Source organism: Halomonas aquatica, assembly GCF_040196335.1.
GTDB lineage: Bacteria > Pseudomonadota > Gammaproteobacteria > Pseudomonadales > Halomonadaceae > Halomonas > Halomonas aquatica.
Window position 1 is genome coordinate 423,856 of sequence record NZ_JBEGCJ010000005.1, and the last position, 19,444, is coordinate 443,299.

Here is a 19,444-nt window from a genome sequence, read left to right on the forward strand (position 1 = left end):
CGATAAAGGCATGCCCTCGAACCCCATTGCCGTGGGCGGATTTCAAGCGCGACCGTTCTAAAGTAGTTGCTGGCTGTGGCATCCCTGCTGCCCCACTGCATGGCCAATCATGGCCCCATCGTAGCCGCAATATCCTAATATTGCCCGCCTGATGTGACGTTCTTGGCGTTGTTGTATCCGATGTCTTATTCGGTGTGCGCCATCTCCTACAGCCTGCGTCGTTATTGACGACAAGAGCGGCATCGTGGGTCGGCTCTTTCACTGTTCCAGGGCAAACACGAAGCGAGCCCGCGTCGTAAAACGACGCGGGCCCGTCTTTCCTGCCGAGGCGCGACGAGGCGCCGCCAACCTCAGCCGCGCTGGTAGGTGCCGACCAGGCGGTTCATGCCGATAATGTTCGGCTCGATCTGCTTGAGCAGCTCGGGCAGCGAGAGGCCTTGCGGCAGGTCGGTGGCCTTGTCCAGTGCCAGCACCCAGAAGTAGTAGTGGTGAACGCCGTGGCCCTCTGGCGGCATGGGTCCGCCGTAGCCCGGCTTGCCCATGTCGTTGATGCCGGAGGTGCCCTGGCCGCTGTTCTCCTCGAGCGAGGTCGTGGAGGCCGGCAGGTTGTAGAGCACCCAGTGCACGAAGCCATAGGTGCCGTTCTGCACCAGAGGGGCATCCGGGTCGTGGCAGATCAGCGCGAAGCCCTTGGTGCCCTCCGGGGCGCCCTGCCAGGAGAGCGCCGGCGAGGTGTCCTTGCCCTCTCCGGTGTGTTGCGTGGGAATGGAGCCCCCCGCCGCGAAGGCGGAGCTGTCCAACTGCATGGTCGAGAGTGCAAAGGCCATGATGATCAACCTCCCTGGATATCAAGTTGTCGGGGTGACGGCGCCGACTCAGCGTCGGAGAAAGCCCGGCGCCTGTCAACGCTCCCCGGCCATGGCATGATGGCCGGCAGCCACCAGTTCAACCCGGGAGACCACCATGCCTCGCCTGCTTATCGTCGCCCATGCACCCTCGCCCAACACCCTCGGGCTGCGGGAAGCCGCGGAGCGCGGCGCCCGCCACCCGGACATCGAGGCCGTGGAGGTGGTGGTCAAGCCGCCGCTGGAGGCGGGCCCCGAAGACGTGCTGACCTGCGATGCCATCCTGCTCGGCACCACCGAGAACCTGGGCACCATGAGCGGCGCCCTCAAGGACTTCTTCGATCGCAGCTACTACCCCGTGCTGGAAGAGAAGCAGGGCCTGCCCTGCGCCCTCTACGTGCGCGCCGGCCACGACGGCACGGGTACCCGGCGAGCGGTGGAGAGTATCGTCACCGGCCTGCGCTGGAAGTGGGTGCAGGCGCCGCTGATCCTGCGCGGTGACTGGCAGCAGAGGTTCGTCGATCAGGTGGAGGAGCTGGGCATGACGATGGCCGCAGGACTCGACGGCGGCATCCTCTAGCCCGTATCAAACGAAAGTCTGTTTTTCGCGACTAAAGTTGATGGCCCCATTGCCCCTTTACACGGACGCATCATGCTATACCTCAAGGGTGTCGAATCAACAGCAGGAAACATAGAAGAAACGGCTGATTGAGCACATACTGAAAAACAACACAGAACCAAAGACATCACTCCAAGCAACAGCACCAAGAACCAGCAGTAAGAACCAGCAGTAAGAAAACGAACAACAACCGCCACGCAGGCGCAATCCTGTCGGCCAGACATCTCGGGGCAGCCCCTGGCTTTCCCCCCGGTCCCTCCTTTGGTCCAGGGTCCCCTGGTTGGCTATCTCGCATGAGGTGCTTCATGAAATCATCCGCCAGACTCCTGGCTGCCTTCCTGGGCAGTCTGCTGCTCTCGGGCCCGATCGCGGCACAGGACCAGGAGCCCCTGGTCATCGCCACCGCCAGCCCGGCAGGGGTCTACCATGTAGTCGGGCGAGCATTATGTCGCACCCTGAAGGAGCCCTGTCGGGCGCAGCCCACCGATGGCTCCAGCGCCAACCTGAGGGCCCTGCAACGAGGCGAGCTGAAGATCGCCCTGGCTCAGTCCGACCTCCACCTCTACGCCACCCTGGGTACGGAGGGATTCCTGAAGGATGGGCCGGACCCGAAGCTGCGATCGATCTTCTCGCTGCACAACGAACCATTCTCCCTGGTGGTGCGCCGGGACTCCGGCATCAAGAGCCTTAATGACATCACCGGGCACTCGGTGAACATCGGCAACCCGGGCTCGGGACAGCGCGGCACCATGCTGCGGCTGATGGATGCCCGCGGCTGGAGCCGTAGCGACTTCCGCTCGATCCACAACCTGCCGGCCGACCAGCAGGCGCTGGAGCTATGTCACGGCAACATCGACGCCATGGTCTATACCGTGGGTCATCCCAACGCGTCGGTGGCCAAGGCCATCCGAATGTGCGATGCCGTCCTGGTGGACGTGGAGGGCGACACCATCGACCTGCTGGTGGGTGCCTACCCCTACTTCACGCGCGCCTGGATTCCCGCCGACATCTATGGCGTGGACCAGCCGGCCGTGCACACCTTCGGGGTCAAGGGCACCCTCGTCGCCTCGGCGGACACCGATCCCGACGTGGTCTACCAGCTGGTAGCCGCGGTCTTCGAGGACTTCGCCCGCTTCAAGGCCTCGCATCCGGCACTCGGTGCACTGACGCCCGAGGAGATGATCCGTGACGGGCTCACCGCGCCCCTGCACGAGGGCGCCCTGCGCTACTACCGCGAGCAGGGATGGATCGAGGAGGAGGACATGGCCGCCGTGACCGACTGACCGCCCCCACGCCAGGCACAGGAACCACAACACAGGACGGCACCCCAAGGGGTGCCGTCCTGTGTTGTGGCAAGTGTTGTGGCAAGGCCATGGGGTGGGGTGTCGAGGCTATCTCAACCGCTCGAACACCGTGGCCACACCCTGCCCCATGCCGATGCACATGGTGGCCAGGCCCAGGCTGGTATCGCGCTCCTGCATCACGTTGAGCAGGGTGGTGCTGATGCGCGCCCCCGAGCAGCCCAGCGGATGACCCAGGGCGATGGCCCCGCCGTGGAGGTTGACCTTCTCGTCCATGGCGTCGCGCAGGCCCAGGTCTTTCAGCACCGGCAGGGCCTGGGCGGCGAAGGCCTCGTTGAGCTCCACGGTCTGGATGTCCTCGATGGTCAGGCCGGCGGCCTTGAGGGCCTTCTTCGAGGCCGGCACAGGCCCGTAGCCCATGATGGAAGCGTCACAGCCCGCCACACCGGTGGAGAGGATGCGGGCGACAGGCTCGAGCCCCAGGGCCTGGGCACGCTCGGCGCTCATCACTACCATGCCGGCCGCCCCCACGGAGAGGGCCGAGGAGGTACCGGCGGTGACCGTGCCGCTGCGCGGGTCGAAGGCCGGCTTGAGTTCGGCCATCTTCTCCAGGCTGGCGTCGGCGCGGATCACCTCATCGCGATCGACCCGGACCCGGAAGCCGCGCGCATCGTGGCCCTCGATCCCGACGATCTCGCTGTCGAAGCCGCCGTTCTCCATGGCCGCCTGTGCCCGCTGGTGGGAGCGCACGCCGAAGGCATCCTGCTGCTCGCGGGAGATGCCGTGCATCTTGCCCAGCAGTTCGGCGGTCAGGCCCATCATCATGGCCGCCTTGGCCAAGTGCTTGCTGGCCGCAGGATTGACGTCGACGCCATGGGTCATGCCGACATGTTCCATGTGCTCGACGCCACCGATGAGGTAGACGTCACCCATGCCGGCCTGGATGTTGGCTGCGGCGATGTGCAGCGCGCTCATGGAGGACCCGCACAGGCGATTGACCGTCTGGGCCGGCACGCTGCGCGGGATGCCGGTGAGGATCGCCGCGTTGCGCGCGATGTTCATGCCCTGCTCCAGGGTCTGGTTGACGCAGCCCCAGATCACGTCGTCAACCTCGGCAGGGTCGAGCCCCGGGTTGCGGTCGAGAAGCGCCTGCATCACCGACGCGGACAGGTTCTCGGCACGCACGTGCCGGAAGGCCCCGTTCCTGGCCTTGGCCATGGCGGAACGGGCACAGTCGACCACCACCACGTCTCTCGGATTCACATTCATCGATAACTCCTTGAATTACTGACCGTCACTGGCTGACCGTTCGTGGTGGAATCAGTCCCCTGACCCGGCGGGGTAGAAGCGCTCGCCGGCGGCGGCCATCTCGCGCAACCTCTCGGTGGGCGCATAGAGCGGTCCCAACTCCTCGGCCAGGCGATCGGCCTGCTCGACGAAGGCCGAGAGGCCCATGGCGTCGATGTAGCGCAGGGCACCGCCGCGGAAGGGGGGGAAGCCGATGCCGTAGATCAGGGCCATGTCGGCCTCGGCCGGGCTGCCCACGATGTCGTCCTCGAGGCAGCGCACGGTCTCCAGGCACAGCGGCACCATCATGCGGGCGATGATCTCCTCGTCTGAGAACTCGCGGCTCTCCTTCGCCACGCCCCGGACCAGCGCGATGGCCGCCTCGTCGCGCACCTTCTGCGGCTTGCCTTTCCTGTCTTCCTCGTAGGCGTAGAAGCCCTTGGCATTCTTCTGGCCCAGGCGGTCGTTCTCGAACATCACCTGGATGGCGCTCTTGCCCTTGCCGTCTCCCCGGTCGCCGGCCATGCCGGCCATCCGTTCCGGGAAGCCCTCGGCCATCACCTCGCCGGCGTGCACGGCGGTGTCCATGCCGACCACGTCGAGCAGGTAGGCGGGCCCCATGGGCCAGCCGAACCGCTCCATGACCTTGTCGACGCGCTGGAAGTCGGCGCCCTGCTCCACCAGTTGGCTGAAGCCGCCGAAGTAGGGAAAGAGCACCCGGTTGACCAGGAACCCGGGGCAGTCGTTGACCACGATGGGTGTCTTGCCCATGGCGCGGGCATAGGCCACGGTCGCCGCCACGGCGGCGTCACCGGTCTTCTCGCCGCGGATGACCTCGACCAGCGGCATGCGGTGCACCGGGTTGAAGAAGTGCATGCCGCAGAAGTTCTCGGGCCGCTTCAGGTTTTCGGCCAGGCGATTTATCGAGATGGTCGAGGTGTTGGAGGCGAGGATGGTGTCCTCGGTCACCTGCCCCTCCACCTCGGTGAGCACCGCGTCCTTGACCTTCGGGTTCTCGACAACGGCCTCGACCACCAGGTCGACGCCACCGAAGTCACCGTAGGAGAGGGTCGGGCGGATGTTGGTGAGCTTCTCGGCCATCTGGGCGGTGGTGAGCTTGCCGCGCTCGACCTGCTTGGCGAAGAGCTTGCGCGCCTCCTTGAGCCCCAGCTCAATGGCATCGTTCTTGATGTCCTTCATCAGGATCGGCGTGCCCCTGGAGGCGCTCTGGTAGGCGATTCCGCCGCCCATGATGCCGGCCCCCAGCACCGCGGCCCGGTTGACCGGGCGGGCCTGGCGGGCGTAGCGGCTGCCCTTCTTCTTGACCACCTGGTCGTTCATGAACAGCCCGACCAGGTTGAAGGCCACGTCGCCCATGGCCAGCTTGACGAAGGACTTGCCCTCGATGGCCTGGGCCCGGTCACGCCGCTCGCCGGCGCCCTTCTGGATGACCTTGATGGCCTCCACCGGCGCCGGATAGTGCGGACCCGCCTTGCCGGCCACATAGCCCTTGGCGGTCTCGAAGGCCATCATCTGCTCGATGGCGTCCAGCTTGAGCGGCGAGGTCTTCTCGTCACGGCGGGCCCGGTGGTCGAGCTCGCCGCCGTTGGCACGATTCAGGATATCCAGGGCCGCCGCCTCGAGTTCCTCCGCGGGCACCACCGCATCCACGGCCCCCACCTTCAGGGCCGCGTCGGCCCGGTTCTCGGTGCCGCCGGCGATCCACTCGATGGCATTGTCGGCACCGATGATCCGCGGCAGGCGCACGCAACCACCCCAGCCCGGCACGATGCCGAGCTTGGTCTCGGGCAGGCCGATCTTCGCGGACTCGGCCATGACGCGGAAGTCTGTGGTCAGGCTGAGCTCGCAGCCGCCGCCCAGCGCCAGGCCGTTGATCGCGGTGACGGTCGGGAACGGCAGGTCCTCGATGGCGTTGAAGATGCCGTGCACGGTCTCCAGCATACGCTGCAGCACCTCTCCGCCCTGCTCGAACATGCCGTGGAACTCGGTGATGTCGGCACCGACGATGAAGGCCTCCTTGGCGCTGCCGATCACCAGTCCCTTAAGGCCCCGCTCGGAACGGATCGCCTCGACGGCCTGGCCCAGCTCCTCGACCACGGCGCTGGAGAGCGTATTGACGGACTCGTCCTTCAGGTCGATGGTGAGCATGGCGATATCCCCGCCCCCTCCATCGAGACCACGCGCCACCGTGATGGCATTGCCTTGATAGATCATCCATCCATCTCCATGCAAGAATTCATACGGCCGTTTGATTTTTGACAGCTTGAGGGAGTGATACGTCAACGTCAAGCCCATTCACAAAGGATGGCATCTCCATGCCGACTCACTAAAGCTTGGATCATGCTGGTAGGATTCGGCCATGACTCGAGAGCCCAGGATCGACACTTACCGCACCCCCGCATCGCCTGACGGCGGGCCCCCGCCGCATCTGGACGCCTGGCAGGCACGCACCGATCGCCTGGTGAAGCGCATCCGGCCCTGGAGCTGGCTGTGGCCCCCGATGGCCCTCTTGACCGGCCTTTGCAGCTTCTTTCTGGTGGAGCGGCAGCAGTGGCTGGGGGGCATTCTGGCCCTCGGGATGCTGATGGTCTGGATACTCCTGCTGTCGGAGAGCCTGATCGGCCGCATGCTGATCCGGCGCGGCTACCCGAGACTGCCCCGCGGGCTGACCACCTTCATTACCCAGCTGATCCACCAGGAGACTCTGTTCTTCACCCTGCCCTTCCTGCTCGCCACCACAGTATGGCGCAGCGGCCAGGCGCTCTTCACCCTGGTGATAATGGCCATGGCACTGCTGTCGATACTCGATCCGCTCTACTATCGGTTGGCAGGGCGACTTCGCTGGCTCTACTTCGCCTTCCACGCCCAGTGCGTCTTCATTGTGGTGCTCGTCACCCTGCCCACCCTGCTGCACCTGACCACCGGCCAGAGCCTGGTGCTGGCCATCCTCGCCATGGTGCTGTTCAGCCTGCCGAGCTTGATGCGCCTGCTGCGACCGATGACCACGCCTCGCTATCTGGCGATGCTGGCCCTGCTTCCCCTGATGGCCGGCGGCGCCTGGATGGGCCGCGCCTGGGTGCCACCGGTCAGCCTGTGGATCTCGGGCAGCGCCCTCTCCCCCGCTTTCGATACCGAGACTCGCAGCCCGCTGGGCAGCACGCGACTGGTGCCGACAGCGCTGACCGGCCAGGGGCTCTATGCCTACACGGCGATCCATGCGCCGCGCGGCTTGCGCGAGGAGGTCGTGCACGTCTGGCGGCAGGAGGGGGTGGAGGTCGACCGCATTCCGCTGGAGATCCAGGGCGGACGAGCGGAAGGCTATCGGTCCTGGAGTCACAAGCAGAACTTCCCCACGGACCCGAGCGGTGCATGGCGCATCGACGTGATGACCGACAGCGGCCAGCGCATCGGGGTGCTGCGCTTCACCGTCAGCGAGGATGGGGAGGTGGCCACCCTGGCCGATGGCAGTATCCAATCGCCCCTCGGCATTCCGGGCCTGGATATCCGCCGGCTCCTGCCGAAGTCCGAGACAGCCGAGACCCCGTCCTCCGGCGACGCGATCGGAGAGCCCGGGGCGGAAATGACGGACGGTGAGGCAACCCCCGCCGACGAGGCGAAGACTGCCCAAGCGAGTGCCACGCAGGACGCACCGGAAAAGGGCGATGAGTCCACGACGCCCACTTCCTCCTCGGCGCAGGAGTGACCGGCGCGCAAGCGACGGCGCCATCGGCACAATGATAAGCCTGCTTGCATTCCACGCAGGTGCTTCGGACAATCCGAGCAGGCTTCCTGTGGATGCATTGCCCATGCCCCAGAACATCGGCTTCCAGCTGTCTCGCGTGCCACGCCTGTGGCGCGCCGTCCTCGACCGCCGCCTGGCCCCTCTGGGCCTGACCCAGACGCGCTGGATCACCCTCTACCACCTTTGGCGGCTCGGCGACGGCCAACCCCAGTGCGACCTGGCCAAGGCCATCGGCGTCGAGGCGCCCTCCCTGGTCCGCACCCTGGACCAACTGTCCGAGCAGGGGCTGATCGAACGTCGTGGCTGCGAGCAGGATCGCCGCACCAAGCGGATCTTCCTGACCCCCGAGGCCACGCCGCTGCTGCAGAAGATCGATGCGTTGGTCAGCCAGGCCCGTTCCGAGATGCTGGCCGGCCTCGAGGACGAGGACGTGGCGCAGCTGGCGAACCTGCTGTCGCGCATCGAGGAGAACGGCCTGGCGATCCAGGCCCGTGAAGCGCAGGAGTGATCTGATTCAGCGTGGCTTCGAGGGGGGACGGGGACGACCGCCCGGCCGGTCGGGTTTTCCCGAGAGAGCATCGCGCAGGACGGTCATTCGCTCCATGATCGGTGCCAGGTCCTCGACCTCCAGGGATTCCGCCCACCACAGGGTGAGGGCATGGGCGCCGGACTCCAGCACCACCGCATCCTCGGGCAGACCCTCCAGAACGGCCTCGAGTCGCGCTTGGGCCGAGGCCGGCAACGGGCGAAGGGGCTCGATACGCCACCGCCAGCCCTCCATGAAGGGCTTGAGCGAGGGGCTGGCCACCTCGTCGCGCACCAGCACGAAGTCGGGCCCAGGCTGCAACTGGGCATAGGGCCAGCGATAGGCCGCCATGGAAACGCCCGGCTCATGGAGCGGCGGCGTCTCGAGCCTCACCGTCACGTCCGCCTGCCGAGCAGCCGCGCGCAGGTTGCCCATGCGCTTCTGGCCGCGTGACGGCTTGAGCCACATCGCCGGGGCGAAGACCAGGGCGACGATGACGATGATCAGCAACCAGACCATGATGACCTCCTTCGGAAATATTGACGCAAGTCGTTGTCTTGTCTTGCAAGGCGTCCTAGAGTTGAGGCATCACCAGATACGCTGGACGCTGTACGGAGAGTCACACCATGAGCAACGAATATCGTCATGTCCTGGTCGCCGTCGATCTGACCAAGGACTCCCACAAGGTCCTCGAACGCGCGATGCAGATCGCCGATCGCAACAAGGCCAAGCTGTCCATCATGCATACCCTGGAGCCACTGGGATTTGCCTATGGCGGCGACATCCCCATGGACCTCACCAGCATTCAGGACCAGCTCGACGAACACGCCAAGCAGCGGCTCGCCGAGATCGCCGAAACCCATGTTTCCAGCGAGAACCAGCATGTGCTGGTCGGCATGCCCGACACCGAGATCCATCGTTTCTCAGAGGAGCATGATGTCGACCTGATCGTGGTCGGCTCCCACGGCCGTCACGGCTTCGCCCTGCTGCTGGGCTCCACCTCCACCGGCGTGCTGCATGGCGCCCGGTGCGACGTGCTCGCCGTGCGGGTGGGTGCCAAGAGCGAGGAGTAGTCTGCTCGCCGTCTCACCGGAAAGGCGCCCACTGGGCGCCTTTCTTGTGCAAGGGGCCTCCTCATCGGTCAGCGGATAATCTCGCCCGTCGTTCTGCAGACACCGCTGTGCCGACACCGCTGCCACGGTCATTCGCCGGCGGCCATCGCCTCCAGTTCCATCCACCGTTCCATGGCCGCCTCCAGCTCGGCCTGAGTATCGTTCAGCGACTGAAGGGTCGCGGTGACGGCCTCGGCATCCTGCTGATAGAAGGCCGGCGCGCCCACCTGCTCCTCGAAGGCCGCCACTTCCCCCTCGAGGCGTTCGATCTCGGCGGGCAGGCCGTCTAGCTCGCGCTGAAGCTTGTAGGAGAGCTTGACCGGGCGTGGTGTCGAGGCGGTGCCGGAAGACGCCCCAGCCTGGTCCTGGCTGTCGCTCACCGCCGGGGCCGACGGCTCGGCGCCCTGGCGTGCCGCCCCCTCCCAGGGGGCCGGCGGCAACCTCCCCCCTTGGCGGACCCAGTCGCTGTATCCACCCACGTACTCGCGCACCCGACCCTCGCCCTCGAAGGCCAGCACGCTGGTCACCACGTTGTCCATGAAGGCCCGGTCGTGGGAAACCAGCAGCAGGGTGCCGTCGAAGTCGAGCAGCAACTCCTCGAGCAGTTCCAGGGTTTCGACGTCGAGGTCGTTGGTAGGCTCGTCGAGCACCAGCACGTTGGCCGGCTGGGTGAAGAGCTTGGCCAACAGCAGGCGGTTGGATTCGCCGCCAGAGAGCGCCTTGACCGGCTGGCGCACCCGGTCCGGGGTGAACAGGAAGTCCTGCAGGTAGCTCATCACGTGACGGTCACGGCCGCCCACGGTGATGCGGTCACTGCCCTGAGCCACGTTGTCGTAGACGGTCTTCTGGGGTTCCAGGCCGGCGCGCAGCTGGTCGAAGTAGGCCACCTTCAGCTTGGTCCCGAGAAGTACCTTGCCCTCGCTGGGCTCCAGCTCACCTAGCAGGACCTTGAGCAGGGTGGTCTTGCCGGCGCCATTGCGGCCGATGAAGCCGATGCGGTCGCCGCGCTGGATCTCCAGGCTGAGGTCGTCGATCACCACCTCATCACCGAAGCGGTGGGTGACGTGATCGAGCTCCACGACCCGCTTGCCGCTGCGGGCGCCGCTGTCCACGGACAGCGCGGCCTTGCCCTGACGCTCGCGACGCTCGCTGCGCTCATGGCGCAGCTGCTGCAGGGCCCGCACCCGGCCCTCGTTGCGGGTCCGTCGTGCCTTGATGCCCTGGCGGATCCAGGCCTCCTCGCGGGCGAGCTTCTTGTCGAACTCGGCGTTCTCCCGGGCCTCGACCTCCAGCTCGTGGTTCTTCTGCTCCTGATAGGCGGCATAGTCGCCCGGATAGCGTCCCAGGCGTCCGCGGTCGAGCTCGAGAATCGCCGTCGCAAGCTTCGACAGGAAGGCACGGTCGTGGGTGATGAACAGCACCGCGCCATTGAAGTCGGCGAGCTGCTCCTCCAGCCAGGAAATGGTGTCAAGGTCCAGATGGTTGGTGGGCTCGTCGAGCAGCAGCAGGTCTGGCTCGGCAACCAGGGCCCTTGCCAGCGCCACACGACGACGCCAGCCACCGGAGAGGTCGCTCATCTCGGCCTCCTCGGGCAGCCCCAGCCGGGTCAGGACGACGTCGATGCGCTGGTGGAAGGACCAGCCGTCGATGGCCTCGATACGGGTCTGCAGCCTGGCCATGCGTTCCATGTCCGGGTCGGCCTCGTGGATCAGGTGATGGTACTCGGAGAGCAGCTCACCCGCCTCGGGGAGGCCCTGGGCCACCACGTCGAAGATCGTCTGACCGGAGGCATCCGGCAGTTCCTGGGCGAGCACGCCGATCTTAAGTCCCGGCGCGCGCCAGATGCTGCCGCCATCGGCCTGGACCTCTCCGGCCACGATCTTCAGCAGGGTCGACTTGCCGGTGCCGTTGCGTCCCACCAGGGCGAGGCGCTCGCCCTTCTCCAGCACCAGGTCGGCGCCGTCGAGCAGCACTTGGGTACCATAGGCCAGTTGCAGCTGTTCCAGACGTAGCAGGGTCACGCGTTCACCTCTTCATTCAACGAGGGCGCTAGTGTAACGCATGGCCGGGCCGGCGTGGCCCCACCCCACCACTCCCGGGTACAATGCGCGCCCGCTTTCAAAGGAGTGTTCCGCCGTGGCCGACGCAACGCCCCCCTTCGATGACGTGCTGCCCGAGGCGCTGAGGTTCCGTTCACCGGCCTCGCTGGTGGATATCGGCGCCAACCTGACCCACGAGAGCTTCACCCGCGACCTCGAGGCGACGATCCAGCGCGCGCGAGCCGCCAACGTGACCACCCTGATCCTCACCGGCACCGACCGGGAGCACGCCGAGCAGGCCGTGGCCCTGGCCCGGCGCCACCCGGGGCTCTACGCCACCGCCGGCGTGCACCCCCACGACGCCAGCCAGTGGGACCCGACGCTGGAGGCCGCCATGCGCGACCTGCATCGCCTGCCCGAGGTGGTGGCAGTGGGCGAGTGCGGCCTGGACTTCAACCGCAACTTCTCCACCCCCGCAGAGCAGGAGCACGCCCTGGAAGCCCAGCTAGGCCTCGCGGCGGAGAGCGGGAAGCCGCTGTTTCTCCATGAGCGGGATGCCGGGAGACGCATGCGCGAGATGCTGCATGCCTGGCGCGACGACATCGGGGACGCCGTGATCCACTGTTTCACCGCCGACCGCGAGACGCTCTTCGGCTACCGTGACCTCGACCTGCACATCGGCCTGACCGGCTGGCTCTGCGACGAGCGACGCGGTCACCACCTGCGCGACCTGGTGGGCGAGATTCCCCTGGACCGATTGATGGTAGAAACCGACTGTCCCTACCTGCTGCCGCGCAATTTACCTGCCAAACTCAAGGGAAGACGGCACGAGCCGGCCCTGCTGCCCTGGATCGTCAGGGAGATCGCCCACTGGCGGGGCATGGCCGAGGCCGACCTGGCCCGCGCCACCACGGCCACCGCCTGCGCCTTCTTCCGCCTGGCGCCTGGCGAGACGCACCACGACATCGAACACGAGGAATCCTGACATGGCCGGTTCCGGCATCAACGAGACGCCCGGCTTCATTGCGGTAGAGACCGGCGACGACAATGGCCTGCCACTGGCGATCGCCTGGACGCTGCCCGACGGACGCATCAAGCACACCCTGATCCAGCCCGACGATGACTGGCTCGAAAACGAGATGGTCTCGCTGGGCGGTTACAGTCTGGAGGAGCTCAACAGCATCGGGGTGAGCCCGCTGGACGTGATCCGCGAGCTGGAGAACGATCACTTCAGCGAGACCCTCTACACAGCGGGGGTCAGCGACGATGAAGCGGCCATTTCACGCATCTTCGACACCTACGGCCTCGACCCCTTCGTGGAGCTGGCACCGGCCGAAAGCCTCTACCGAGACCTGGGACCCGGCGACTGGGCCCGTGCCCGAGGCGACCTGTTCAGCGAGATGGGGCTCGAACCGCTTCGGCCGGAGCACGAGGTAGAGGTGATGCTCTACCTGCACCAGCGTCTCGTCCCGGGTGGCGAGGCCCACGAAGCCACCCCGTTCGATGGCCGCCTGATGGAGGGTGACGACCTCGAGGACTGAGGAGCAGCGCTGTTCTACAGGGCTGTCGTTAAGGACTATCCTCCAGGGCTGTCGTCCTGACCATCCCGCCGGAGGCCGCCCCGAGAAGACGGCGTCCCTCGGCCACGGCGGCCTGAAGGCTGGCTCCCTCCCGGTAGAAGGCCGAGAGGGCAAGGCGGAAGGCCTCCGCACGCCCCGACAGGCCCTCGTTCAGGTAGCGCTGGGCGCGCGCCTCGACCCGCGACTGGAAGCCCACACGATCGACCTCCACCTCACCCAGATTGTCGACGCTGACGTTGAAGGGCAGGTCACAGGCCTGCGAAAAGAGCAGCTCAAGGGCCTGTGGCGCCACCTCGACTGTCTCGAACTGGCGTTGCTGGAGGGCATCGCGGCCATCCGGCTGGTACCAGTAACCGTAGTCCTCGAGCTCGCGGCGCCTGACCCCGGCGATGCACCAGTGGCTGGCCTCGTGCAGGGCGCTGGCGAAGAAGCCGCGGGCGAAGATCACCCGATGCCAGGGGGACGCCTCATCTGCCGGCAGATAGAGCGGTTCGTCTTCCCCCCGGACGAGGCGCGTAGTGAAGGTCTCCTGGAAGAGACCGTCGAACAGGGCGATGACATCCTTGAGTCGGTGGGTCACGCTGGCTCCCGGAAGTCGCAAATGGAGGGCATTATAGGCGCTGGGTGGACGGAGCGAAAATCGCTGCCGACTGATAGACTGCCCGTCCTCCCGGCGCTCGTCGCGCACCGACGGCGCCCTCTCCTCTGCTGCATGGAGCCGTTACTTGGTGCCGTTTTCTTCACGCCTGCTGGCCACCAGCCGCAGGGAAACCTCCTCGCTGATGCGCCTGGCCCTGCCGATCTGCGGGGCACAGCTGGCTCAGGCAGGCATGAGTGTCGTCGACGTGATGATGACCGGACGGCTCAGCGCCACGGACCTGGCGGCGGTCTCGGTCGGCTCAAGTCTGTGGATGCCGCTGATGCTGTTCATGACCGGCACCCTGATGGGACTGACGCCCATCGTCGCTCAACTGCTCGGCGGCGGACGCACCGCTGGCATTCGGCCCAATGTGCATCAGGCGCTCTGGGTGGCCCTTGCACTGGGCATCATCGCCGCGGTGCTGCTGTGGAGCGCGGTGATGCCGCTCTTCCGTCTGATGGCGGTCCCCGAAGAGGTCGCCACACGCGCCGCGGCCTACCTGGCTGCCGTGGCCTTCGGCATGCCCGGAGTGGCGCTGTTCCAGGCGCTGCGCGCCTTCTCCGACGGCATGAACCATACCCGGCCCTCCCTGTGGATCAGCCTGGTGGGACTCGGCGTGAACATCCCCTGCAATTTCGTGCTGATCTACGGCGGCGAGGGACTGACGGGACTTTTCGGTGACTGGCTGCCCAACTGGCTGCAGGGCCTGCCGGCCCTCGGCGCCCTGGGCTGCGGCATCGCCACGGCGATCTCCATGTGGGTGATGAGCCTGGCCATGTTCGCCTATACCCGCCGTTCCCGGGCCTATGGCGACATCGATCTCTGGCGGCCCCTCTCCCCGCCCCGCTGGTCGCTCATCGCCGAACTGCTGCGCGTGGGCGCTCCGATCGGCGTGGCGATCTTTTTCGAGGTCACGTTGTTCACGCTGATCGCCCTCTTCGTCGCCAGCCTCGGCGAGATCACCGTGGCGGCTCACCAGATCGCGCTCAACTACACCTCCATCCTGTTCATGCTGCCCCTGTCGCTTGGCATGGCGCTGACCGTGAGGGTAGGCAATACCCTCGGGCAAGGCCGCCACGACCATGCCCGCCTGGTGGCCTGGAACGGCATCCTGGTGTCCCTGGCCGTAGCGGGACTGAACAGCCTGCTGCTGTGGCTCACTGCCGAGCCGGTGATCGCGCTTTACACTCACAACAGCGAGGTGGCGAGCCTGACCCTGTCGCTGGTCGTCCTGGCCATGGTCTACCAGGTGTCGGACTCGCTGCAGGTCAATCTGGCCGGGGCTCTGCGCGGCTACAAGGACACCCGCATCATCATGCTGATCACCCTGCTGGCCTACTGGCTGGTGGGGCTGGGAGGCGGTCACTGGCTGGGACGCTACGGCCTGTCCGGATGGTTCGACCCACTGGGCGTGCATGGTTACTGGATCGGCCTGGTCGCCGGCTTGACCACCGCAGCGTTTCTGTTGGGCGAGCGGCTGAGGCGCATGAGCAAGGCGATGGCTCATGCCAGCAGCGAGGTTCCCGATGATTGAGGTCCAGCGTCTGGCCCGTGGCATGCTGCTCGTCATGATCCTGTCGATCCTGGCCGGCTGCGGCGATGGCGAAACCGAGGCACTGCTGGAGGACTACCAACAGCGACTGGCCGAGACACTCGGGCTCGAGGCACCACACCGTTCGTCCCCGGACAATATCGGCGCCTTCCCGGAGCGAGACCAGCGGGTACTGGAGGTCACCGAGACCCGCGAAGGTATGCTCGACATCTACGCCCTGCGCGGTTGCCACATCGCCAACCTGGTGGCGGGGCGCAACAACCAGCTGGGCCGGGTGGCCCCACCCAGCCAACGTTGGCTCTATGAGCTTGATCTGTGGCGACAGCTGGCTGCCTGCTGGAATAGCGAAGTGCCCTCGGAACTCTCCGATGACAGCCGGGAACGCCTGTCCCGTCTCATCGCCATCAAGACCCGGCAGCTGCCCAGGGTGAGCTGGAATGCCCTGTTCGCCTCCGAGGAGTGGGTCAAGAACTTCTCCCGGGCAAGCTCGGTCCTTTCTCCCGAGGCCCTCGGCGAGGCTCGGCTTCGCAGCACGGCCCTGATCTATCTGCGCAAGGTGACCCTGCACCAGTTCGACCCGGAGTGGGCAGCCGATTCGGCCATCCTGGAGGGCCATTTCAAGACCCTTCAGGAGCGTCCGTTCTCTGCCGAACTGCTGCGCACCCTGCTGCTGGCCGAACGGCGACTGAACGAGGCCTCGGGGCTCATCGAGGCGGCGCTTGCTCGCACCGATGAGGAGGCGTGTCCCGGCTCGATCGATCGTCTGACCGATTCTCCCGAGGCCACCCGGCTGGCGGCGTGGCTGCAGGACCTCGACCAGTCTGCTCGGCACTGGCTCGGAGCCATCGATGCCCTGCTTGAGGCCCAGATAGCGCCCCCGACGACGGTCACCGATTATCGGCGACGGTGGCTGTCACTGACCCATTCCAAGGCGCCCCTGCCGGCCTTTACGGAGGCCCGCGCGCATCACGAGGCGCTTCGATCCCGATGGGCCCGTCAGTGTCAATGAGCCCTCGGGGGTTAACCTGTGCAATGACTATGTGCTATTGATGAGACGACAGTGACGCAGTGCGCTGCTTACCAGGCCTAGGCCGTGACCATGCAGCACTTGGAGGGACATCATGGGAATCCCGCAGTCACCCCGCAGCGCCCAGGTCATCGACCTCGAGGCCATGCGCCAACGCCAGCTGGCAAGACGCAGGCTGGTACGCCTATCACCAGAGCTGGACAACCTGGAAATGGTCTACCAGCTCGCATCGGATTCCGACACCCTGTACGGCATGCCCCTGCTGGCATGGGGGCTGCAGGAAGATGGCGAGGTGGTGGGCCTGGTGCCCTGGATGGAGGCCCTCACGCCCTGCCATCGTCTCGACGACACCGAGCACGGCCAATTCATCGGCTATCGTGACCCGGAAACCGAAGAGCTCTTCGACCAGCCCCCCGAACACAAGGTGCTGGAACTCGAGCACGCCGCCGCCTACTTCGACTATGAAGAGACCGACGAGACCACGATGATCCAGCAGCTTCCGGAGACGCAGGGGACCCACGCCCTGTGCATGGACGAGGGGGACGCTCCCTGGCAGCTCAAGCAGGTCTTCGGCTGGCGCCTCTACAGCGACGGCGCGGTGGAGGCCCTGCTCGCCGACGAGCGGCTCGCCAGGACCACCCCGATCCTGCCCGGCGATCCCTGTCTCTATCCCGGCCACAGCCAGCACCGGGTGGTCTACTTCTTCCAGCGTCAGATCGCCAACCGCATCCGGCAAGAGGATCCCACCACCCTCGAGGCCTTGGCCCTGATGGTCATGCCCGACATCGACGTTGAACCTACCGCTGAGTGACGGGCTGGCCGCCTCTCAGCCGAGACGGATAAAGTAGAGGTAACTTCCATCTTCTTCCTGCTGGATCAGGAGCTCATGTCCGAGGAAACTGCAGAACTTGGGAATATCACGTGTCGTGGCTGGATCGCTGGCCACCACCTTGAGCACTTCTCCAGGCTGCATGTCGCGAACCTTGTTATGCATCAGCATGATCGGTTCAGGACAGTAGAGCCCGGTGGTATCGAGCTGAGCATCACAGGCCGGCAGGGAATCCGCGGAATCAACCATCGATGACCTCGTTGAAGGACAGGTAAGCAGGAGAGTAACTGGATGATCAAGATCATTATCGAACGTCGCATCATGCCCGGCCTGGAGGAGGAATACGAGGAGGCCGCAAGGGACGCCATGCGCCAATCCCTCGGCGCTCCCGGCTTCGTCGGAGGCGAGAGCCTCGTCGAACTCGGCCACAGCGACCGACGTCTGATGATCACCAAGTGGCGGGACTTGCGCGCCTGGAAGGAGTGGTACCAGAGCGAGGCCCGCGGACGGGTCATGCAGGGCATGCTGCCGCTGCTGACCGAGGAGGAGAGCATCCGGATCTACGAGGCAACGGCCTACTGACGTTTGCCGCCACGGCTCAGTCCAGCAGCCGCACGTGCACCGTCACCTCCTCGCGATCATGGTAGAGGTGGCGACACGCCACCTCCGCCCGTACACCGGCCTCGGCGAGGGCCGACTCGAGGCGTGACAGGCAGTCTGCGACCTCCTGCCAGCGCCGCTTCATCGGTAGCTTGAGGTTGAACACCGCCTCCCGACACCAGCGTCGTACCAGCCAGCGCTGCACCATCGACATCACCCGCGACGGCTTGTCGACGATATCGCACACCAGCCAGTCGAGCCGTCCGGGGGGTTCCCAGACGAAACCGTCCTCGCGCAGATGTTCCACCAACCCGGTGGCCATAAGCCCCTTGTCCATGGGGCCGTTGTCGATGGCATAGACATGCATGCCGCGCTGCACCAGCTGCCAGGTCCACCCCCCCGGAGCCGCCCCCAGATCGGCCGCCTGCATGCCCTCCCCTAGTCGCTCTTCCCATTCGCCTCTCGGGACGAACTCGTGCCAGGCCTCCTCCAGCTTGAGCGTGGAACGGCTGGGGGCAGCATGGGGAAAACGTAACCGCCGTATGCCGCCCACAACCTCGCTGCGATTGCCGGGAAAGCTCATGCCCAGTTGGACCCGATCCCCCTCGCTCCACAGCAGGTGCAGCCGTCGTCCGCCCGCCTTTCGCCGCAAGGCACCGCGCTTCTTGAGCAGCGACTCCAGGGGTCGCTTCAGCGCCTTGATCAGGCCGGCCAGGGCCTTGGCATCGTTGGTGTCCGGCGTCTCCTGCCAGACCGAGTCGAAGCTCCAGCCGCTGGCCTCCACCTGGTCGAGGATGGGGGTCAGCCGGTCCTCACGGGAGAGGGAGAGCGGGGACAGGGCCACCAGGCTCTGGCGGGCAAACACCAGGCTTTCCAGCGGCAGGGCCCGATGCAGCCTGTTGGCCGGCTCATCTCCGTCGACCATGAAGCGGACGAAACCCGCCTCCGGCCGATACTCCGTCGTGCCGGGCCAGCCCAGGGCGGCGGCCTTGTCGGTGATCTCGGCGGCAAGATCCGGCTCGAAGCCGGGACGGCAGTAGAGCAGCAGTTCACTTGCCACGGTCATGGTGCTCCCTTCTCGACTTTGCCTGGCGCGAGTCAGACGCCAGCAGTTCCTCGATGTCCTTCAACTGTACATTGAGGGCATTGGTGGAGATCTGGATCTCCCAGAGGGAATAGATCAGGGAGACGGATAGCAGGACCAGGCTGGTCCCGAACAGCACCACCCCCAGCAGCTCGAGAGAGAGGAAGAGGGCAAACATGGAGAGGGTGCAGAGCAGGAAGCTCAGGACGCCGGCCAGCTGCATCCGCTTGGTCAGGGAGATACGCTTGCGCAGCAGCAGGATCTGCGTGGCATTTGCCTCCTGGTGCCGGTTGCGTTCTTCATCAGCCAGCTTGCGGATCAACTGGGCCAGGGTGAGGAAGCGATTGGTATAGGCCAGCAGCAGCAACGAGATGGCGGGAAACAGCAGGGCTGGAGTGGTCAGCGTCATGGACAATCTCCGCAGGTCATTCGTAAGCGCATGATAACAGGTGAGACTTTAAGGGTCTGAATATGAAAAAACCCCGAGTTCAGTGAACTCGGGGTTTTCTCGGAATAGGTGCCTGACGATGACCTACTCTCGCATGGGGAGACCCCACACTACCATCGGCGCTGAGCGGTTTCACTGCTGAGTTCGGCAAGGGATCAGGTGGTTCCCGCACGCTATGGTCGTCAGGCGAAA

General features: G+C 65.8%; 20 protein-coding genes and 1 rRNA gene. 11 read left to right on the top strand and 10 right to left on the bottom strand.

The window, feature by feature from the left end:
• Positions 1–350: 350 nt before the first annotated feature.
• Entirely contained in the window at positions 351–827 is a 477-nt protein-coding gene (locus tag ABE960_RS13215; protein ID WP_349762744.1) for a YbhB/YbcL family Raf kinase inhibitor-like protein, read from the bottom strand.
• Between the two features lie 136 nt (positions 828–963).
• On the opposite strand from ABE960_RS13215, the gene ABE960_RS13220 reads away from it, so the two are divergent.
• Together ABE960_RS13220 and ABE960_RS13225 are read left to right on the top strand one after the other, a co-directional pair.
• Positions 964–1,425 carry a flavodoxin family protein gene (locus tag ABE960_RS13220; protein ID WP_349762745.1) on the top strand — a complete coding sequence of 154 codons (462 nt, stop codon included), beginning with the start codon at positions 964–966 and terminating at the stop codon, positions 1,423–1,425.
• A 344-nt stretch (positions 1,426–1,769) separates the two neighbouring features.
• A complete protein-coding gene (locus ABE960_RS13225; protein WP_349762746.1) occupies positions 1,770–2,747 on the top strand; it encodes a TAXI family TRAP transporter solute-binding subunit in 978 nt (325 codons plus the stop codon).
• Positions 2,748–2,855: 108 nt separating this feature from the next.
• Here the strand turns inward: ABE960_RS13225 and fadA are convergent, their stop codons facing one another.
• Together fadA and fadB are read right to left on the bottom strand one after the other, a co-directional pair.
• Complete coding sequence (fadA, locus tag ABE960_RS13230; protein ID WP_349762747.1) at positions 2,856–4,034, bottom strand: acetyl-CoA C-acyltransferase FadA; 1,179 nt, start codon at positions 4,032–4,034, stop codon at positions 2,856–2,858.
• Positions 4,035–4,085: 51 nt separating this feature from the next.
• On the bottom strand, positions 4,086–6,287 hold the full coding sequence (gene fadB, locus ABE960_RS13235; protein WP_349762748.1) for a fatty acid oxidation complex subunit alpha FadB: 2,202 nt from the start codon (positions 6,285–6,287) through the stop codon (positions 4,086–4,088).
• Positions 6,288–6,432: 145 nt separating this feature from the next.
• On the opposite strand from fadB, the gene ABE960_RS13240 reads away from it, so the two are divergent.
• Both ABE960_RS13240 and slyA read left to right on the top strand, forming a co-directional pair.
• On the top strand, positions 6,433–7,776 hold the full coding sequence (locus tag ABE960_RS13240) for a DUF5924 family protein (RefSeq protein ID WP_349762749.1): 1,344 nt from the start codon (positions 6,433–6,435) through the stop codon (positions 7,774–7,776).
• A 103-nt stretch (positions 7,777–7,879) separates the two neighbouring features.
• The gene (gene slyA, locus ABE960_RS13245) at positions 7,880–8,323 is read left to right on the top strand and encodes a transcriptional regulator SlyA (protein ID WP_349762750.1); all 444 of its coding nucleotides are present in this window, start codon (positions 7,880–7,882) and stop codon (positions 8,321–8,323) included.
• Positions 8,324–8,329: 6 nt separating this feature from the next.
• Here slyA and ABE960_RS13250 read toward each other — a convergent pair whose 3' ends face one another.
• Entirely contained in the window at positions 8,330–8,860 is a 531-nt protein-coding gene (locus ABE960_RS13250) for a preprotein translocase subunit YajC (RefSeq protein ID WP_349762751.1), read from the bottom strand.
• A 107-nt stretch (positions 8,861–8,967) separates the two neighbouring features.
• Here ABE960_RS13250 and ABE960_RS13255 point away from each other — a divergent pair, with 107 nt between their 5' ends.
• The gene (locus ABE960_RS13255; RefSeq protein WP_349762752.1) at positions 8,968–9,414 is read left to right on the top strand and encodes a universal stress protein; all 447 of its coding nucleotides are present in this window, start codon (positions 8,968–8,970) and stop codon (positions 9,412–9,414) included.
• Between the two features lie 128 nt (positions 9,415–9,542).
• On the opposite strand, the gene ABE960_RS13260 is transcribed toward ABE960_RS13255, so the two are convergent.
• Positions 9,543–11,474, bottom strand: coding sequence for an ATP-binding cassette domain-containing protein (locus ABE960_RS13260; RefSeq protein ID WP_349762753.1), 1,932 nt, complete (start codon positions 11,472–11,474; stop codon positions 9,543–9,545).
• A gap of 115 nt (positions 11,475–11,589) precedes the next feature.
• Between ABE960_RS13260 and ABE960_RS13265 the strand changes: the two genes are divergently transcribed.
• Positions 11,590–12,477, top strand: coding sequence for a TatD family hydrolase (locus tag ABE960_RS13265; protein WP_349762754.1), 888 nt, complete (start codon positions 11,590–11,592; stop codon positions 12,475–12,477).
• A gap of 1 nt (position 12,478) precedes the next feature.
• Positions 12,479–13,033, top strand: coding sequence for a hypothetical protein (locus ABE960_RS13270; RefSeq protein ID WP_432765374.1), 555 nt, complete (start codon positions 12,479–12,481; stop codon positions 13,031–13,033).
• 28 nt (positions 13,034–13,061) lie between these two features.
• Here the strand turns inward: ABE960_RS13270 and ABE960_RS13275 are convergent, their stop codons facing one another.
• On the bottom strand, positions 13,062–13,652 hold the full coding sequence (locus ABE960_RS13275; protein ID WP_349762756.1) for an elongation factor P hydroxylase: 591 nt from the start codon (positions 13,650–13,652) through the stop codon (positions 13,062–13,064).
• Positions 13,653–13,854: 202 nt separating this feature from the next.
• Between ABE960_RS13275 and ABE960_RS13280 the strand changes: the two genes are divergently transcribed.
• The 3 genes from ABE960_RS13280 (at position 13,855) to ABE960_RS13290 (ending at position 17,102) form a co-directional block, all read left to right on the top strand.
• A complete protein-coding gene (locus ABE960_RS13280; protein ID WP_349762780.1) occupies positions 13,855–15,246 on the top strand; it encodes an MATE family efflux transporter in 1,392 nt (463 codons plus the stop codon).
• Positions 15,239–16,273: a DUF3080 family protein gene (locus tag ABE960_RS13285; RefSeq protein ID WP_349762757.1), complete on the top strand. Its 1,035-nt coding sequence runs from the start codon at positions 15,239–15,241 to the stop codon at positions 16,271–16,273. The genes ABE960_RS13280 and ABE960_RS13285 overlap by 8 nt, the downstream gene beginning before the upstream one ends.
• 112 nt (positions 16,274–16,385) lie before the next feature.
• On the top strand, positions 16,386–17,102 hold the full coding sequence (locus ABE960_RS13290; RefSeq protein ID WP_349762758.1) for a hypothetical protein: 717 nt from the start codon (positions 16,386–16,388) through the stop codon (positions 17,100–17,102).
• A 15-nt stretch (positions 17,103–17,117) separates the two neighbouring features.
• Here the strand turns inward: ABE960_RS13290 and tusA are convergent, their stop codons facing one another.
• A complete protein-coding gene (gene tusA, locus ABE960_RS13295; RefSeq protein ID WP_349762759.1) occupies positions 17,118–17,369 on the bottom strand; it encodes a sulfurtransferase TusA in 252 nt (83 codons plus the stop codon).
• Between the two features lie 42 nt (positions 17,370–17,411).
• On the opposite strand from tusA, the gene ABE960_RS13300 reads away from it, so the two are divergent.
• Entirely contained in the window at positions 17,412–17,702 is a 291-nt protein-coding gene (locus tag ABE960_RS13300; RefSeq protein ID WP_349762760.1) for an antibiotic biosynthesis monooxygenase family protein, read from the top strand.
• 16 nt (positions 17,703–17,718) lie between these two features.
• Here ABE960_RS13300 and rlmM read toward each other — a convergent pair whose 3' ends face one another.
• The 3 genes from rlmM to rrf form a co-directional block, all read right to left on the bottom strand.
• Entirely contained in the window at positions 17,719–18,786 is a 1,068-nt protein-coding gene (gene rlmM / locus ABE960_RS13305; RefSeq protein WP_349762761.1) for a 23S rRNA (cytidine(2498)-2'-O)-methyltransferase RlmM, read from the bottom strand.
• Entirely contained in the window at positions 18,770–19,213 is a 444-nt protein-coding gene (locus ABE960_RS13310; protein ID WP_349762762.1) for a DUF2721 domain-containing protein, read from the bottom strand. Before ABE960_RS13310 ends, rlmM begins: the two co-directional genes overlap by 17 nt.
• Positions 19,214–19,323: 110 nt before the next feature.
• Positions 19,324–19,439: ribosomal RNA gene (rrf, locus tag ABE960_RS13315) — 5S ribosomal RNA — on the bottom strand.
• Between the last annotated feature and the right edge of the window lie 5 nt (positions 19,440–19,444).

What these genes read in the sequence shown, in the direction of transcription:
- ABE960_RS13215 (WP_349762744.1), bottom strand. Translation starts at nt 827, where the DNA reads ATGGCCTTTGCACTCTCGACCATGCAGTTGGACAGCTCCGCCTTCGCG.
- ABE960_RS13220 (WP_349762745.1), top strand. Translation starts at nt 964, where the DNA reads ATGCCTCGCCTGCTTATCGTCGCCCATGCACCCTCGCCCAACACCCTC.
- ABE960_RS13225 (WP_349762746.1), top strand. Translation starts at nt 1,770, where the DNA reads ATGAAATCATCCGCCAGACTCCTGGCTGCCTTCCTGGGCAGTCTGCTG.
- fadA (WP_349762747.1), bottom strand. Translation starts at nt 4,034, where the DNA reads ATGAATGTGAATCCGAGAGACGTGGTGGTGGTCGACTGTGCCCGTTCC.
- fadB (WP_349762748.1), bottom strand. Translation starts at nt 6,287, where the DNA reads ATGATCTATCAAGGCAATGCCATCACGGTGGCGCGTGGTCTCGATGGA.
- ABE960_RS13240 (WP_349762749.1), top strand. Translation starts at nt 6,433, where the DNA reads ATGACTCGAGAGCCCAGGATCGACACTTACCGCACCCCCGCATCGCCT.
- slyA (WP_349762750.1), top strand. Translation starts at nt 7,880, where the DNA reads ATGCCCCAGAACATCGGCTTCCAGCTGTCTCGCGTGCCACGCCTGTGG.
- ABE960_RS13250 (WP_349762751.1), bottom strand. Translation starts at nt 8,860, where the DNA reads ATGGTCTGGTTGCTGATCATCGTCATCGTCGCCCTGGTCTTCGCCCCG.
- ABE960_RS13255 (WP_349762752.1), top strand. Translation starts at nt 8,968, where the DNA reads ATGAGCAACGAATATCGTCATGTCCTGGTCGCCGTCGATCTGACCAAG.
- ABE960_RS13270 (WP_432765374.1), top strand. Translation starts at nt 12,479, where the DNA reads ATGGCCGGTTCCGGCATCAACGAGACGCCCGGCTTCATTGCGGTAGAG.
- ABE960_RS13280 (WP_349762780.1), top strand. Translation starts at nt 13,855, where the DNA reads ATGCGCCTGGCCCTGCCGATCTGCGGGGCACAGCTGGCTCAGGCAGGC.
- ABE960_RS13285 (WP_349762757.1), top strand. Translation starts at nt 15,239, where the DNA reads ATGATTGAGGTCCAGCGTCTGGCCCGTGGCATGCTGCTCGTCATGATC.
- ABE960_RS13290 (WP_349762758.1), top strand. Translation starts at nt 16,386, where the DNA reads ATGGGAATCCCGCAGTCACCCCGCAGCGCCCAGGTCATCGACCTCGAG.
- tusA (WP_349762759.1), bottom strand. Translation starts at nt 17,369, where the DNA reads ATGGTTGATTCCGCGGATTCCCTGCCGGCCTGTGATGCTCAGCTCGAT.
- ABE960_RS13300 (WP_349762760.1), top strand. Translation starts at nt 17,412, where the DNA reads ATGATCAAGATCATTATCGAACGTCGCATCATGCCCGGCCTGGAGGAG.
- rlmM (WP_349762761.1), bottom strand. Translation starts at nt 18,786, where the DNA reads ATGACCGTGGCAAGTGAACTGCTGCTCTACTGCCGTCCCGGCTTCGAG.
- ABE960_RS13310 (WP_349762762.1), bottom strand. Translation starts at nt 19,213, where the DNA reads ATGACGCTGACCACTCCAGCCCTGCTGTTTCCCGCCATCTCGTTGCTG.